This window comes from Helicobacter sp. L8, assembly GCF_003660355.1.
Taxonomy (GTDB): Bacteria; Campylobacterota; Campylobacteria; order Campylobacterales; family Helicobacteraceae; genus Helicobacter; species Helicobacter labacensis.
The window spans coordinates 1-14990 of the sequence record NZ_QXQR01000013.1; the positions used below are offsets into that span (position 1 = coordinate 1).

The window sequence follows — 14990 nt, forward strand, 5'->3', positions numbered from 1 at the left end:
CCCCCACCTCCTAGCACCCCTCCAACCCCACAATCCCCCCAACCTGCACAACCCCACACCCCTAGCACCATCTACTATGTGGTGGTAGATGTGCTCAATGTACGCGCCCTGCCTAGCACCCAATCTAGAGTTACAGCTAGATTCTTGCGTGGCGCAGAAGTGCATGTGCTAGAGATCAAAAATGGGTGGGGGCGCACTAAAAAGGGTTGGGTGTATTTGAAATTGGTGAGCCCTACGCGTGAAGAGTAAAAATTTTGGGGTCTTTGGCAACCCTATTGCCCATTCTAAATCCCCTCTTTTGCACAATAAAGCTTTTGGGGATTTTGCCCGCGTGCTAGGTTTCCAAGGACGCTATGAACCCTTTTTACTCCAAGAGGGCGCGCGCTTGAAAGAAGAGTTCTTAAGACGGGGTTTGAGTGGGGCTAATATCACCGCCCCTTTTAAGCAGATCGCCTATAGCTTGAGCGATAGGGTTTGTGGTATAGCCAAAGAGATCGAGGTGATCAACACTTGGGTGCTAGAAGAGGGGGATTTAGTGGGCTATAATACGGACATAGAGGGGTTTTATGCGCCCCTGTCCATGTTGACAATCCCCATTAAGAGTGCTTTGGTGGTAGGAGCAGGGGGGAGTAGCCGCGCCGTGGTTGCCAGTTTATGCGCGCATGGGGTGCGCGTGAGTGTTGTCAACCGTAGCGCACAGAAATTAAAACCGTTTCAAACGCAGGGGTTAGCCTGTTTTCTCAGCGCGCAGTTAAACCCCACACCCTATGATTTGGTGGTGAACACCACAAGCGCAGGGATGGATGGGGTGGGTTTGCCCTTAGAGAGCGCATGCCTTAGTGCATTGTTAAGCCAAACTAAAATCGCCTACGATCTCATCTACAGCGTAAAAACTCCCTTTTTACAAAAGGCGCAAGACTTGGGCGTGTGCACCTTAGATGGAAAGGCGATGCTCATCGCCCAAGCGGCTTTGAGTTTTGGCTACTTTTGTGCGGGGCGTGTGCCCTACGCCCAAGTGTTAGCAAGCATGCAGAGCGTGGTATTTTAGGCGCGATGTACCAACAAGAATTATCCAGCTATCTAGAACGCGCCACCCCAAGGGTGGCTTTACTCTATGGGGAATATGTCTTTTACATTGAACATTACGCGCAAAAAATTTTGGATCGCTACCCGCAGGCGCAAGTGCAACGCTTCTACTTTAACGATTACGACTTCAAGGTGATCTTAGAAATATTGAGTCAAGACTCTCTATTTGGGGAGGGGGTGGTGGTGTATTTGAAATTGGATAAGGCTTTGGGGGCAAAAGAAAGCCGTGCTTTAATGCAAACACTAGCACGCCATCCCAAAAACGCGCTACTTATTGGCTTGTATCCTCATAAAAAGCATAGTTATATCCAAGAGTGCAAGCAATTTGCCGCGCAACTCACCCATCCCAAAATCCAAGAGCAAATCGTAGCGGTGCGCTTTTTTACCCCCACTCCCACCCAATTACTCGCCCTCTTGCAAGAGAGGGCACAAGCGCGGGGCTTACAAATAGAAACACCTGCCTTACATTTATTGTTGGAGTGGCATAACCACGATGTGGGTATCATCGATCAAGAATTAGAAAAATTGTCCTTACTGGGGGGTTTGGTAGGGCTAGCAGAAGTGAAAGAGAGTTTAGAGAACATGGGGGCTGTGGGGGTGGAGGCGTTGTTAGACGCGTTGTTTAAGAGTAGAGCGCAGAGCTTACAGGTCTTTGCACGCCTGCAAGCAGAGGGGAACGATGGAGTGGAATTAGTGCGCGCGCTCACGCGCCATTTTTACCAGCTCTTTTTATTTGCTAGCTATCTTAGGGTGCATGGCAAAATCCAGCCCAAAGAGATTTTAGGTTTTAATCCGCCCCAAGCTGTGATCTTGCAACTCAGCAGACGCGCCGGACAAATCCAAAACATGCGCGCGCTATTTGAGTGGCTTAGAGATTGGCATGTAGAATGCATGCGGGGCAACACGCAGGCAAGTTGGCATTTTTTAATCAAAGTGCAAGATTGCATAGGCTAGAATGCGGGGCTTAAGACCTTGCTCTTTTGTGCTACAAAAGGGCGCAACCCAAAAGGAGATGTTTTGAAGCATTATGAAACAATGTTTATCCTCAAACCCACGATGGTCGAAGAGGAGATCAAGAGCAAGCTAGCCTTTTATCAAGAGGCGATCAGCAAGCAGGGGGGGGTGATAGAAGCCACCTTAGACATGGGTCAGAGGCAATTAGCTTACGAAATCAAAAAGCAAAAACGGGGTTATTACTTTGTGATTTACTTCAAAGCGCAGGCTGAGGTGGTGTTGGAGTTGGAGAGATTGTATCGCATCAATGAAGATATTTTGCGCTTTATCATTCTCAAATATGAGAGCAAGAAAGAGCACAAGGCTTGGCAGACACTCATCGATCGAGCCTTGAAAAAACCCGGGGCAGAGGCTAAGCAACCCCGCCTCAAAGAACACCAGGAACTCCCTGCCACACCCCAAGAATCCCGAGAGGGCGATGTTTAATAAGATCACCTTGGTGGGGCACTTTACCCGTGATGTGGAGTTGCGCCACTTAGCTAGCGGGAGTGTGGTTGGGAAGGGGGGGATTGCCACCAACCATGTTTATAAACGCCAAGATGGCACAAAGGGAGAGGATACCTGCTTTATAGATGTGGAATTTTGGGGGCGCACAGCTGAGATTGCTAGCCAATATCTGCACAAGGGTTCTAAGGTGTTGGTGGAGGGGCGTTTGAGGTTTGAGAGTTGGAACGATCAGTATGGCAATAAGAGGAGTAAGCACAGCGTGGTGGTTGAGAATTTAGTGATGCTAGATTCCAAGCGCGACAATGCCGGAGGCGCGTTCGAACAAGCCACGCCCTATAAATCAAAGAGTTTGAGCAACCCGGTAAAAGAGCCTGAAAAGGTCCCAGAGATTGATGTCAATGATGACATGCCATTTTAACCAGAAAGGAAGTCATGGAAAAAAAACGCTATTCTAAACGCTATTGCAAATACACCGAGGCTAAGGTGGAGTTCATAGACTACAAGGATTTAGAACTTCTGCGCTATTCCCTTTCAGAACGCTACAAAATCATGCCTAGGCGTTTGACAGGCAATAGCAAGAAGTGGCAGGAACGCGTGGAGGTGGCTATCAAGCGCGCGCGCCACATGGCCTTGATCCCCTATGTGGTGGATCGCAAAAAGGTCGTGGAAAACCCCTTTAGGGTTTAACGATGGGTTACTTTCGTGCAATAGCATGGACGAGATTTTACAAAGGAGTTGAGAATGGTTTCTAAGAAGTTTGCGTGGGCTCTAATGGCAGGCAGTGTAGTGGTGGCTTTAGCTATTGTGGGGTGCGGTGAGCCCAAGTCTGGGGTGAGCAAGGAAAACAAGGAGTACCGCGCCCAAACCAAAGACGCGCCCAAGTGGGTGAATGGGGATCTCAATAAGATTAAGGTTGGCAATAAAGAGTATTCATCGGTATTTTTGGGTAGGGGTGAGGATGATATTGTGGAGGGCGATGTGGGCTATGCCACCGATCAGGCCGCGGCAGCTGCTAGAGCGAATCTAGCCACCAATCTTAAAAGCGAGTTGATTAAAGATGTGCAAAGCCAAGCCAATCGAAATGGCAAGTCTTTGGATAAGAACAGTAGCGTCAGTGTCAACGAAAAGGTGGATCGTGTGTTGGTCGCTAGTAAGCCCTTAGCTAGATGGGTGGGCAAGGACAAGGTTTGGGTGCTTGTGGGGCTAGATCAGGGCATCGTCTCTAAGATTCGATCTGAGCTAGGTTTGCAGTAACCCATGTTGAAGATGGGGGTTTTTGGGGCTTTGAGTGTTTTGCTGTTTTCCTGTGCGCAGGGCGCGCCCAAGTGGGTGAGTCAGTGCGCCAAGCCAGCTACATTACAGGAGAATAAAGTGGTGGCTTGTGGCGTAGCCACTATTTTGGAAGGCGATGTAGACAACGCTTTGAGTGTGGCAGGCGCAAGAGCCCGCGCCAAGCTAGCAGATTTCCTCTCTGGGGATCAAAACCGCCAACAAGTCCATGTGGAGCTTAGGGCGACAAAAATCCAAGCCGAGTGGATCAGCCAGGATAGGGCTTACGCCTTGGTAGATGTGCATGCCAGTAACGCCAAGACCCTCCCTCCCGTCTCTAAAGATACCCCCGCCACACAGGACAATACCAAAAAACCGCAGGAAAAGTTATGACATCTAAGATTGCTTTTAATAAACGCCTTTGGACCTCATGCGTGCTTGGGGTCTTAGTGCTTGCAGGCTGTGGGCAAAATGTGAGTTACATCTCCAAACAAGATCAAGAATCTAAAAAATACGCCACTGCCGGTCTAGATTACCAAGACATTGAAGACGCAGCCAAGACCGCCGTAACTTCTATGCTGGCTAGTCCCGATGTGCAACATTTGGCTAGCCCTAAAGTCATTGCCGTTTCCGATGTGATCAACGACACCATGCAGCATTTTGACACCGAACAACTCACCCAATTGGTGTTGCAAACCCTGAAAGACCAAGTGCATAATAAATTCTATGTTACTAGAGCGATCGCAGGGAGTGGAGGGAGTGAGGACAAGATGATTAGCAAGGTGCGTCAATTGCGCAATAATGAGGAATTCAACCAAGAAACCACCCAAGAAAAAGGCACTTTGCGCGCTCCCGATCTCTCTTTGAGTGGCAAGGTAATCCAAAGAAACGCGCGGGTGAGTTCGAGCAAACAACGCATTGATTACATCTTTATTCTGTCTTTAACCAGCATTAAAAACGGGCTAGAGGTGTGGAGTCGCGAGTTTCCCATCTCTAAATTGGGTAGCAATAAGTCCGTGTCTTGGTAGGGGCTAAATTGCGTGGACGCGAGAGCACTCAAGCGCGCTATCTCGAGGTGGCGATCTTGCAGCATGCCTACCAAGGGGATCGCCTAGCCACCTTGCGCCATGGCGCGCGCATGCTAGAGGAAGCCAAGCGTGCCTACCCTAGTTTAAATTTGGTGGTTTTGCCTGAATTGCACCCTTATGCGTATTTTTGCCAGCATGAAGATTCAAACTATTTTACCCTAGCCCAACACTACCCCCAAGACATGGAGTTTTATAGCCACTTGGCTAAGGAACATAGAGTGGTGTTGGTGAGTTCTCTGTTTGAAAAGCGTATGGAGGGAGTGTTTTCCAATAACGCGGTGGTGTTTGAAGCAGATGGCACGCTTGCTGGCGTGCAAAGGAAAATGCATATCCCCGATGATCCGCGCTTTTATGAGAAGTTTTACTTCACCCCCGGGGACGCTTTTGCGCCCATTGCAACCAGTGTGGGGAATTTGGGGGTGTTGGTGTGCTGGGATCAATGGTATCCTGAAGCTGCGCGCATCATGGCACTCAAACAAGCCGATGTGCTCATTTACCCTAGCGCGATTGGGTGGTTTAACGATTCAAGTGAGAGTTTGCAAGACAAGCTTTTGCAAAGAGAGGCATGGCGTGGGGTGCAACGCGGGCATAGCATCGCCAATGTAATGCCTGTGATCACCTCTAACCGCGTGGGATTAGAATTAGACCCCTCTGGACACACACATGGGTTAGTTTTCTTTGGCTCTAGCTTTATTTATGGGGCTTTTGGCAAGGAATTAGCCTTGGGAGGAGAAGAGGAGGAGATTATCCACGCGCGCCTAGATTTGGAGGAAAGTAGGGCAGCACGCTTGGTGTGGCCCTTTTTTAGAGATCGGCGCATTGAAGCCTATGGCGATCTGCTAAAACGGGTGGCGCAATGACCTTATGGAGTAACCCGGCGGTGGTGTCCGTCATTGTGATGGTGGGTTTGAGTTTGGCGCGCCTGAATATTTTGCTTGCCATTATCGCGGCGAGTCTAGTAGCAGGTGTCATGGGGCATCTTGGCGTAGTGAAGACAACGCAGATCATGATCGAGGGCATGCATGGCAATTTAGAAACCGCCTTGAGTTATATTCTCTTGGGCGCGCTAGCTGTGATGATCTCAAGTGGGAATCTCATCAAGGTGCTCTTGCATAAGTTGGTGGGGGTGATGGACAAAAAGGCGACAACCCTGTGTTTTCTGATCGCCTTTGTGGCTTGTTTTTCACAAAATCTCATCCCCGTGCATATCGCCTTTATCCCCATTTTGATCCCCCCGCTTTTGCACTTGATGAATCGCCTGCAACTAGATAGACGCGCGGTGGCATGCGCGCTAACTTTTGGTTTGCAAGCCCCCTACATGACGATCCCTGCGGGCTTTGGCTTGATTTTTCTCAACCTACTGGTGGAAAATTTGAATCAAAATGGCGTGTCTACAACCCTCTCCCAGGTGGTTGGCGTGATGTCTGTAGCTGGACTAGCGATGTTGGTAGGCTTAATAGGGGCTGTTTTGGTGCTGTATAAAAAACCACGCCTTTACAAGGAGAGCTTGGAGATTCAAAGCGATCAAAACCTCCAGTTAGGCTGGCGCGATTACTTGACGCTCTTGGGCATTGTGTTAGCCTTTGTGGTGCAGTTGAGCACGGGATCCTTGCCTTTAGGGGCATTTATAGGGCTTATGGTGATGTTGGCCGGGCGTGTGGTTAAGTGGAGGGAAATGGATAGCGTCATTGATGAGGGCGTGAAGATGATGGCCTTTGTGGCCTTTGTGATGTTGGTGGCGGCTGGTTTTGGAGAGGTGTTGCAAAAAACCCATGCCATCGCGGATTTAGTGAGCGCGACTTCCAGCTTGGTTTCTACCAAACTAGAGGGCGCGCTGTTGATGTTGGCTATCGGGCTTTTCATCACCATAGGCATTGGCACCTCCTTTGGCACAATCCCCATCATCGCCGCCTTTTATTGCCCCTTGTGTGTGGCTTTGGGCTTTAGCACCTCTGCGACCATTTTGCTAGTGGGGATAGCCGCTGCGCTAGGTGATGCGGGCTCGCCCGCCTCCGATAGCACCATTGGACCCACCACAGGACTCAACGCAGATGGACAACACAGCCATATCTATGACACCTGTTTACCCACCTTTTTGGTTTACAACATCCCCCTCATTGTCTTTGGCACGATTGGGGCACTCTTGCTTTAATTCAGGGGGCTTTAATCTTAAAAAATGTAGAATGGGCGTTTTGCGGAAGTGGCGAAATTGGTAGACGCACCAGACTTAGGATCTGACGCTGCAAAGCGTGGAGGTTCGATTCCTCTCTTCCGCACCACTCCCTTACTCACTGAAATACTTCACAGCCCCCTCAAAAATGGGCATGGCATAGTTCCCCTCCACATTTTTATACAGCTGTGCGCCCACGCGTTCGCTATGCCCCATTTTCCCAAAGACACGCCCACAGGGCGAGGTGATCCCCTCAATGCCACAGAGCGATCCATTGGGGTTAAAAGCGGTGTCTAAACTCACTTGCCCCTCTAAATTGACATATTGCGTGGCAATTTGATCGCGCTGGGCGAGCTCTATAAGAGTTTTCTCTGGGGCAAAAAAACGCCCCTCGCCGTGCGAAATGGGCACAGCATAGATCGCCCCTTTTTGCGTGGCACTCAACCATGGTGAGGCATTAGAAACTACACGGATACGCGCGATCTTGCTCTGGTGGCACAAAATGGCGTTAGGCAAAAGGGTAGGGTGATGAGATTTAGAGGGAGTGATGCGCCCAAAGGGCAATAGCCCTAATTTGAGCAGGGCTTGAAACCCATTGCAAATCCCTCCAATAAGTCCATCTCGATTCTCTAAAAACGCATTCAGTATCTCTTGCAACTTCATATTAGAGAAAAAGGCTTTGATCAACTTAGCCGCCCCATCAGGCTCATCAGCCCCGGAGAATCCCCCCGGTAAGAATAAAATCTGGGTGTTTTGTAGGGCTTTTTGCATCTGGGTGATGGCTTGTGCGCTATGCTGAGGGGTGAGATCGTTGATCACCAAAGTTTGCACCAACGCCCCCGTCCTCTCAAAAGCCCTTTGGGTGTCGTGTTCGCAGTTGGTGCCCGGAAAAATAGGGATGAGCACGCGGGGCTTGGCGATTTTAGCGCGCGCTGAAGGGGGGTTTAGAGGGCGCATGGCTTGGGGCAAAGTGCAGGGGGGAGGGCTTGGGGCGTGGGTGGGGTAGATAGAATCTAGAGGCTCTCTTTGCAGATCGCCAAGAGGAAGGCTATCTTTACCCAATTTGATATGCCCTTGTGTGCTGGTGCGTCCCAACTTAAGCCCCCTCTCTAGCTCCTGCACGCTCTCTAGCACAAAGCCTCCATAACCGGGCACAAAGAGGGTATCTAAATTCAGATTATCTTCTAGCTCTACCCCAATGCGATTGCCTAAACTCATGTGGATTAGTGCCTGAGCCACTCCCCTAGCCCCCAGCGCATAGGCAGAGATCACGCGTTTTTGGATAATATGGGCGTGCAAGCTTTCAAACAACGCCTCTAGCTGAGTGGGTAGCCCGTGCGCGTCTAAGGGGGCTTGTAGCAAGTAGACAAAATGCCCGGGGGCTTTGAACTCTGGGCTAATTAAATGGGTGCTCTCTTGGGCACAAAAGGCAAAGCTCACAAAGGTGGGGGGCACGCTCAAGTCCTCAAAACTCCCACTCATCGAATCCTTACCCCCAATACAAGCGATTTGCAGGCGTTGCTGGGCTAAGAGTGCGCCTAGCAACACCCCAACAGGTTTGCCCCATTTATGCGCGTCTGTGCCCAAAGACTCAAAATACTCTTGAAAACTCAGGTAAATATCATGGCATTGTGCTCCGCATGCCACCAGTTTACACACACTCTCAATTACAGCCATATACCCCCCTTTGATGGGGTCTTGATCGCATGTGTAGGGGTCAAATCCAAAAGCCACTAGGGAACAAGTAGAGGTATCCTCAAAGGGAATTTTATGCGCCATTGCTTGGATGGGGGTGGCTTGGTAAACCCCTCCTAAAGGCATGAAAATGCTATTGCCCCCGATGGTGGAGTCAAATTGTTCTATTAAGCCCCGTGGGGTGCTTTGGTTTAAATCAGCTGCCAACTGCCTGAAACTTTCTAAGAAATTGTAAGTGTGCTTGGGAGGCTTGGAAGGGTTTGGAATCTGGGCATACGCGAAACGGGGCGCGCCGTGGCTGTGGAGTAAAGCCATGGGAATGCGCGCCACAAGCTCCTCTTGAAAATACATCTCTAGGGCTTGGCTTGTGGTGATCTGGGCGATGGGTGCGCTCAACACTCCCTCGCTCTCACAATGGGCTTGAAATGCCTCCAAGTCTTTAGCCTCTATAAGCATCGCCATGCGCTCTTGAGATTCGCTTAGGGCTAAATCAAAGGGGCTTAGTCCCTCATATTTAGTGGGCATGGCATCCAAATGGATACGCACCCCACTGGGGGCTAGCTCAGGAATAGCCACACTCACCCCCCCGGCTCCAAAATCATTACAGCGTTTGATCAACTGGCAAAATTTGGGATTGCCCATGAGTCGCTGGAGTTTGCGCTCCTTGGGGGCATCTCCCTTTTGCACTTGCGCGCCACACAGCTCTAGGGACTGGGTGTGGTGGGCTTGTGAAGACCCGCTAGCCCCCCCTAAGCCATCGCGCCCCGTGCGTCCCCCCACCAACACCACTACATCCCCACTCTGGGGCTCTAAAGAGCGCACATGATCTTGGGGTGCGCAACCCACCACGGCACCTAATTCTAAATGCTTTGCCTTGTAACCGGGGTGGTAGACTTCATGCACCAGCCCAGTAGCCACCCCGATTTGATTCCCATAAGCACTAAAGCCCTCAGAAGCCCCTAGCGCGATTTTTCTCTGGGGGAGCTTGCCCGCTCTAGTTTGGGCGATGGGTTCAAGTGGATTAGCGCACCCAGAAATACGAATCCCCGCATAGACCACTCCGCGTGCAGAAAGGGGGTCGCGAATCGCCCCCCCGATGCAAGTAGAAGCCCCCCCGTAGGGTTCGATCTCTGTGGGGTGGTTGTGGGTTTCGTTCTTGAAAAAGAGATAATAAGGCTTTAGACCTTTGGGAGTGTTGAGCGTGATATTGAGCGTGCAGGCATTATTTTCCGCGCCCACCACCCACGCGCGCGCCTGATCTTTAGCCTCGAGAGATCTAGCCATGATCGTAGAGAGGTCCATCAGACTGATGGGCTTGGTGTGCCCTAACTCTGCGCGCATGCCCATGTATTGGGCTAAAATCTCTTGGGCGAGAGGATTCTGCGTGTTAATCTCTAACTCTGTATGAAAGGTGGTGTGGCGGCAGTGATCCGACCAAAAGGTGTCTAGGATTTTGAGCTCTAAGAAATTCAGAGAGGGGAGGTGCTTGGCAATAAGGTCTAAATCCGCACAAGAGAGGGCTAAATGGTGTTTAGCAAGAAAAGCTTCTTTGTTAGAAATGGCTCTAAGATCGAAGATTTCTTGAGGGGGGGGGGTAGGGGTGAGCGCGCGCGCGCGTTGCAAGGGCAAAGCCACCTCGTGGTTTTCTAAGGGGTTAGTAAGATAAGCACGCACGCGATCCAACTCATCAGGTTGGAGTTTGCCATAGATTTTATAGATCGTGGCGTGCTCAACAAGGGGAGTGGGAGCATTGGGGTTAAGCATTTGCAAGCAGGTCATAGCAGCATGGCTTCTGGGGCAAAATTGCCCCTTGAGGGTTTGAATCGCAAAATGCGTATCACAATCCTCCAGCTCCAAATCCTCTAAGAGATCGTCTACCTGAGGTTCGCTAAAGACAATAGCGCGCGCGCGCTCCAAGTCCTCAGGGGTCATATTTTCCACTAAGTAAGCGTTGATAACCCCCACGCGTTCTAAATGGGGAAGGGCTAACACTTCGCGCAACTGGGCGCAAAGGTGCTGGGCTATAAAGTCAAACCCCGCTTTTTTTTGCACATAGATTATCATAATTGCCCGATGTCTTGGCGGTAATAGCCATTTTTAAGGGAAATTTTAGCCATGCGCGCGTAGCTCAACGCACGCGCCTCTTGTAAAGTGGGGGCGGTGCTGGTAATGGAAAGCACGCGTCCGCTGGCATTACACAGCCCCTCTTGAGTGCGCTTGACCCCTGCAAAGCAAATGTCTAACTCTGGAGGGTAGCTTAAGGCATGCCCTACTTCAAAATCTTGGGGGTAGCCCTGTGAAGTCAGCACGACACAGCAGGCATGATCGGGCGCAAAGCGCACTTCTTGCTGGGCGAGTTCTTGTTTGGCACAGGCTTGCATGATCTCTAGTAGATCGCTTTGGAGCAGGGGGAACAAGGTTTGAGCCTCTGGGTCGCCAAAGCGACAGTTATATTCTACGACTTTAACGCCCTGATCCGTGAGCATCAGTCCAAAGTAAAGACAGCCTCTAAAATCTAGTTTGTCTGCTTGAATACCTTTAAGTGTGGGGATGAAAATCTGTTCTTGGCATTCTTGGGCGATTTGGGGAGTGAAATAGGGATTGGGCGCAATACAACCCATGCCCCCGGTGTTAAGACCCCGATTGCCCTCTAAAGCTCTTTTGTAATCCATGGCTGAGAGCATGGGCTTGAGCGTGATCCCATCGCAAAAAGCCAATACAGAAGCTTCCTGCCCCTCTAAAAACTCCTCAATGAGCACTTGTGCTCCACTCTCTCCAAAGACGCGCTCTACCATCAAGGCTTTGAGATAAGCCAACCCCTCTTCTAGCCCAGAGATCACGCGCACCCCCTTGCCAAAGGCTAACCCGTCTGCCTTGATCACGATAGGAAAAGTTTTCTGTGCGCTTAAAAAAGCTACGGCTTCCTCAAAACAACTAAAGGCGTGGTAGGGTGCGGTGGGGATATGGTGGCGTTGCATAAACTCTTTGGCAAAAATTTTGCTCCCCTCTAATTGTGCCCCGCTTTTTCTGGGTCCAAAGCAGGCAAAGCCCGCATCCTCAAGCACATCCACCAAACCCGCCACTAAAGGGTTATCGGGGGCAACGATGATGAAATCTAGTTGTTCGCGCTTGGCGAAAGCTAGAATATCCTGGGTGTTATTCACGGGAATATCTAGGCATGGCACGCCCATGCCCGCATTGCCCGGAATGGCAAAGAGCTGGTGCTGGGGGGAGATTTTTTTGATAATGGCGTGTTCGCGTCCCCCTGATCCGATGATGGCAATTTTCATAAATCCTCCTAGTGGTGAAATAAACGCAACGAGGTAAAAGCCATCACCATCCCTAAACGATCGCATGCCTCAATTACGCTAGCATCCTGCTTGCTCCCCCCACTTTGGGCGACATAGCGCACCCCACTTTGGGCTGCGCGCTCCAAACTATCGCTGAAAGGGAAAAAGGCATCGCTCCCCAAACTCACGCCCTCTATGCCCTCTAAATAGTCCGCACGCTCTTGGGGACTGAAAGGCGCGATGGGGTGTGTTAGACATGACATATCCACCTCACTTAGCCCATGGGTCAAATACGCATAGATGAGATTGTCCTTTGTAGGACGACTCAAACCCTCTTTAAAGGGCAAATTTAAGACTTTGGGGTGTGTGCGCAAATGCCAAAGGTCGGCTTTATCTGTGGCGATCTTGGTGCAGTGGATGCGCGATTGCTGCCCCGCCCCTACCCCAATAGCCTGCCCCTGATAAGCCAAACAAATGGAGTTAGACTGAGTGTATTTGAGGGTGATGAGGGCGAGTAGCAAGTCTTCTTTAGCACTGGGGGGGAGGGTTTTCTTGCGTGTAACAATGTGATCTAAAAGGGCGGGGGTAATTGGGGCGTGGTTGCGCTCTTGTTGCAAGGTGATGCCAAAGACTTCGCGCTTTTCTAATAGGGGTGGGGTGTAGCTAGGGTCTATTTGTAAGATGATATAGCCCCCCTTTTTCTTTTGCTTGAGTAGCTCTAGTGCCTCTACCTCAAAATCCGAGGCGATGATTCCATCAGAAACTTCTTGGGCTAGCAGGCGCGCACAGGTTAGATCACAGGGTTGGCTTAGAGCCACAAAATCCCCAAAAGAACTCAGACGATCCGCCCCTCTGGCGCGTGCATAAGCCGTAGCGATGGGAGAGGCGTTGAGATCGGGGATGTTCTCTAAGAAATAGGCTTTAAGGCGTGTGTCCTCTAGGGGCTGGGCTAAAGCCGCGCTGGTGGGGCTGGCGTGCTTAAAAGAAGTGGCACAAGGGTGCTTGGTAACCTCTTGGAGTTCCTTGACTAATTGGTAGGCGTTCAGCGCGTCTAAGAAATTAATGTAGCTGGGCGTGCCATTGAGCACTTGCAAGGGCATAAATTCAGCAGAGAGGCTGGCTTGGGCTTGGTGAGGGTTGGTGCCGTATTTAAGGGGGATGGAGGGCATTAAGTGTCCTTATTGAAAATGAGGGTTTGGACTTGGTGGGTGTGCACATGCATAGATTGCACGCAAAGGGCTACTTTATAGGTGGGGTCTAAATGCTGCCAAATTTGCGCGCCAAATTCTTCTAAGTTAGGGGGGATGGCAATCTGTTTGGGTTCGCCACAAAAGGAAGGCAGGGGGGTGGCATCATGGGCGTAGGTGTGCAAAAAATGCCCGCGCCCGGGCAAGCTCTCATAGTCGTAGAAATAGCGACTACACACAAGGGTATTTGCGCCTCTGAGGGCTTTAATCAAGCTCATCTGGTAGCTAAAGCCTTGATCTTTGAGCTGGATCAGTGCGCTAATGCGTGGGGTAAAATGGGGAGAATCGGGCTCAAAACTCTGGGTTTGTAGGGCTTGGTAAAAACTCTCTTTCTTGTTTAAGGCTTGGGCGATCACTTGGGTTTGACTCCCATTGGTGATAATGACATGGGGGTCTTGGTGGATAATAGGGGGGTAGAAAATTAAAGAGATGTCCCCGCTGGGAGGGGTTTTAAAGGCGATATGAATATCGTGGTGATCCTGTACAAAAAGGCGGTTTTGACTTTGCGCGCTACGCCCCATTAAAAAATAACCCCAAAAGGCGTAGTTGCCACAAGGAGTCGCACCCACTAGAATCCCGCGTCCAAAGTAGCGTTGGGTATTTAAAAGGTGAGAAATTAGCATAATTGCACCCCCGCACCTTCTTGGACCACTCCTAGTAAGTAGGCACTTTCCCCCTCTGCCTCTAAGAGCGCGATCGCCTCTTGAGCGTGCTGTGGGGATAACACGCACACCATGCCAATGCCCATGTTAAACACCCCAAAGGTCTCTTCTTGGGATAAATCCGTGCACAAAAAGTCAAAAATGGGGGGGGTGGGGAAGCTAGCGCGTGTGATCTTAACCCCTAGCCCTTGAGGCAAAGCGCGCGGGATATTTTCAAAAAAGCCCCCTCCCGTGATGTGAGCGATGGATTTGATAGGGATTTGTTCTAAAAGTTTTAAAAGGGGTTTGGCATAAATTCTTGTGGGGGTTAGGAGCATTTGGGCGAGATTTTGCCCCTCAAGGGTATAAGTAAGGGGATCAATATGGCGATCGCTTAAGATTTTACGCACTAGAGAAAAGCCATTGGAGTGCAAACCACTAGAAGCCAGTCCTATAATCACATCCCCTGCTTGCACGCGCTGGGGCTGGAGGATTTTAGATTCATCCACCACTCCCACGCAAAAGCCCGCTAGATCGTATTCCTCTGAGGCGTAAAAGCCGGGCATTTCGGCTGTTTCTCCCCCCAAGAGTTCACAGCCTGCTAATACACAGCCCTGTGCAATGCCCTTAACAATGCTCTCCACCTTGCTAGGTTCGTTTTTATCCAAAGCGAGATAGTCTAAAAAGAACAAGGGTTTAGCCCCCACGCATAGCACATCATTTACACACATGGCAACACAATCTATGCCGATACTCTCGTGGTTATCTAACATGAAGGCAAATTTGAGTTTTGTGCCCACGCCATCGGCTCCGCTGACTAAAATAGGGCGCGTCATGCCCTGTGTGTCTAGGGCAAATAGCCCTCCAAATCCTCCGATCTGATTAAAGGCTTGGATTTTGGTGCGTGCGATGTGCTTTTTAATGCGCTCTACAGACTCATAGCCTGCCTGAATATCCACGCCCGCGCTTTTATAAGATTGCATTGTGTTCCTTTAGATGTGGGTAGGGGCTTTTAGGGGGGTGGAGTGCGTGGGGGTGGGTGT

General features: G+C 50.4%; 16 protein-coding genes and 1 tRNA gene. 12 read left to right on the plus strand and 5 right to left on the minus strand.

The annotated features are described in order from the left end of the window. The 12 genes from EAO37_RS06565 to EAO37_RS06620 form a co-directional block, all read left to right on the plus strand. The coding region (locus EAO37_RS06565; protein WP_205589760.1) for an SH3 domain-containing protein at positions 1–249 on the plus strand (249 nt) is incomplete at its 5' end. Continuing rightward, complete coding sequence (locus EAO37_RS06570) at positions 239–1048, plus strand: shikimate dehydrogenase (protein WP_120945685.1); 810 nt, start codon at positions 239–241, stop codon at positions 1046–1048. The genes EAO37_RS06565 and EAO37_RS06570, both read left to right, overlap by 11 nt. A 5-nt stretch (positions 1049–1053) precedes the next feature. Further along, complete coding sequence (holA, locus tag EAO37_RS06575; protein WP_120945687.1) at positions 1054–2040, plus strand: DNA polymerase III subunit delta; 987 nt, start codon at positions 1054–1056, stop codon at positions 2038–2040. A gap of 63 nt (positions 2041–2103) precedes the next feature. Continuing rightward, positions 2104–2526 carry a 30S ribosomal protein S6 gene (gene rpsF, locus EAO37_RS06580; RefSeq protein WP_120952565.1) on the plus strand — a complete coding sequence of 141 codons (423 nt, stop codon included), beginning with the start codon at positions 2104–2106 and terminating at the stop codon, positions 2524–2526. Then, on the plus strand, positions 2519–2965 hold the full coding sequence (gene ssb / locus EAO37_RS06585) for a single-stranded DNA-binding protein (protein WP_120945691.1): 447 nt from the start codon (positions 2519–2521) through the stop codon (positions 2963–2965). The genes rpsF and ssb overlap by 8 nt, the downstream gene beginning before the upstream one ends. A gap of 14 nt (positions 2966–2979) precedes the next feature. Then, complete coding sequence (rpsR, locus tag EAO37_RS06590; protein ID WP_120945693.1) at positions 2980–3234, plus strand: 30S ribosomal protein S18; 255 nt, start codon at positions 2980–2982, stop codon at positions 3232–3234. Between the two features lie 54 nt (positions 3235–3288). Next, on the plus strand, positions 3289–3801 hold the full coding sequence (locus EAO37_RS06595) for an LPP20 family lipoprotein (protein WP_120945695.1): 513 nt from the start codon (positions 3289–3291) through the stop codon (positions 3799–3801). Positions 3802–3804: 3 nt separating this feature from the next. Continuing rightward, the gene (locus tag EAO37_RS06600) at positions 3805–4209 is read left to right on the plus strand and encodes a hypothetical protein (RefSeq protein WP_120952568.1); all 405 of its coding nucleotides are present in this window, start codon (positions 3805–3807) and stop codon (positions 4207–4209) included. Further along, the gene (gene lpoB / locus EAO37_RS06605) at positions 4206–4844 is read left to right on the plus strand and encodes a penicillin-binding protein activator LpoB (RefSeq protein WP_120945699.1); all 639 of its coding nucleotides are present in this window, start codon (positions 4206–4208) and stop codon (positions 4842–4844) included. The genes EAO37_RS06600 and lpoB overlap by 4 nt, the downstream gene beginning before the upstream one ends. A gap of 8 nt (positions 4845–4852) precedes the next feature. Further along, positions 4853–5764: a nitrilase-related carbon-nitrogen hydrolase gene (locus EAO37_RS06610; protein WP_120952571.1), complete on the plus strand. Its 912-nt coding sequence runs from the start codon at positions 4853–4855 to the stop codon at positions 5762–5764. Further along, positions 5761–7056, plus strand: coding sequence for a Na+/H+ antiporter NhaC family protein (locus tag EAO37_RS06615; RefSeq protein WP_120945703.1), 1296 nt, complete (start codon positions 5761–5763; stop codon positions 7054–7056). The genes EAO37_RS06610 and EAO37_RS06615 overlap by 4 nt, the downstream gene beginning before the upstream one ends. A gap of 42 nt (positions 7057–7098) precedes the next feature. Next, positions 7099–7183: transfer RNA gene (locus tag EAO37_RS06620), tRNA-Leu, on the plus strand. Positions 7184–7188: 5 nt separating this feature from the next. Here the strand turns inward: EAO37_RS06620 and EAO37_RS06625 are convergent. The 5 genes from EAO37_RS06625 to purM are packed head-to-tail and all read right to left on the minus strand — an operon-like array spanning position 7189 to position 14930. Then, positions 7189–10833 carry a phosphoribosylformylglycinamidine synthase gene (locus tag EAO37_RS06625; RefSeq protein ID WP_120952574.1) on the minus strand — a complete coding sequence of 1215 codons (3645 nt, stop codon included), beginning with the start codon at positions 10831–10833 and terminating at the stop codon, positions 7189–7191. Beyond that, a complete protein-coding gene (gene purD / locus EAO37_RS06630) occupies positions 10830–12059 on the minus strand; it encodes a phosphoribosylamine--glycine ligase (RefSeq protein WP_120952577.1) in 1230 nt (409 codons plus the stop codon). Before purD ends, EAO37_RS06625 begins: the two co-directional genes overlap by 4 nt. An 8-nt stretch (positions 12060–12067) precedes the next feature. Then, positions 12068–13228, minus strand: coding sequence for a phosphoribosylaminoimidazolecarboxamide formyltransferase (locus tag EAO37_RS06635; protein WP_120952580.1), 1161 nt, complete (start codon positions 13226–13228; stop codon positions 12068–12070). Continuing rightward, positions 13228–13929 carry an IMP cyclohydrolase gene (locus tag EAO37_RS06640; protein WP_240451760.1) on the minus strand — a complete coding sequence of 234 codons (702 nt, stop codon included), beginning with the start codon at positions 13927–13929 and terminating at the stop codon, positions 13228–13230. Before EAO37_RS06640 ends, EAO37_RS06635 begins: the two co-directional genes overlap by 1 nt. Further along, positions 13923–14930: a phosphoribosylformylglycinamidine cyclo-ligase gene (gene purM / locus EAO37_RS06645; protein WP_120952583.1), complete on the minus strand. Its 1008-nt coding sequence runs from the start codon at positions 14928–14930 to the stop codon at positions 13923–13925. The genes EAO37_RS06640 and purM overlap by 7 nt, the downstream gene beginning before the upstream one ends. Between the last annotated feature and the right edge of the window lie 60 nt (positions 14931–14990).

What these genes read in the sequence shown, in the direction of transcription:
- purD (WP_120952577.1), bottom strand. Translation starts at nt 12,059, where the DNA reads ATGAAAATTGCCATCATCGGATCAGGGGGACGCGAACACGCCATTATC.
- ssb (WP_120945691.1), top strand. Translation starts at nt 2,519, where the DNA reads ATGTTTAATAAGATCACCTTGGTGGGGCACTTTACCCGTGATGTGGAG.
- holA (WP_120945687.1), top strand. Translation starts at nt 1,054, where the DNA reads ATGTACCAACAAGAATTATCCAGCTATCTAGAACGCGCCACCCCAAGG.
- EAO37_RS06625 (WP_120952574.1), bottom strand. Translation starts at nt 10,833, where the DNA reads ATGATAATCTATGTGCAAAAAAAAGCGGGGTTTGACTTTATAGCCCAG.
- purM (WP_120952583.1), bottom strand. Translation starts at nt 14,930, where the DNA reads ATGCAATCTTATAAAAGCGCGGGCGTGGATATTCAGGCAGGCTATGAG.
- lpoB (WP_120945699.1), top strand. Translation starts at nt 4,206, where the DNA reads ATGACATCTAAGATTGCTTTTAATAAACGCCTTTGGACCTCATGCGTG.
- EAO37_RS06615 (WP_120945703.1), top strand. Translation starts at nt 5,761, where the DNA reads ATGACCTTATGGAGTAACCCGGCGGTGGTGTCCGTCATTGTGATGGTG.
- rpsR (WP_120945693.1), top strand. Translation starts at nt 2,980, where the DNA reads ATGGAAAAAAAACGCTATTCTAAACGCTATTGCAAATACACCGAGGCT.
- EAO37_RS06635 (WP_120952580.1), bottom strand. Translation starts at nt 13,228, where the DNA reads ATGCCCTCCATCCCCCTTAAATACGGCACCAACCCTCACCAAGCCCAA.
- EAO37_RS06595 (WP_120945695.1), top strand. Translation starts at nt 3,289, where the DNA reads ATGGTTTCTAAGAAGTTTGCGTGGGCTCTAATGGCAGGCAGTGTAGTG.
- EAO37_RS06600 (WP_120952568.1), top strand. Translation starts at nt 3,805, where the DNA reads ATGTTGAAGATGGGGGTTTTTGGGGCTTTGAGTGTTTTGCTGTTTTCC.
- EAO37_RS06640 (WP_240451760.1), bottom strand. Translation starts at nt 13,929, where the DNA reads ATGCTAATTTCTCACCTTTTAAATACCCAACGCTACTTTGGACGCGGG.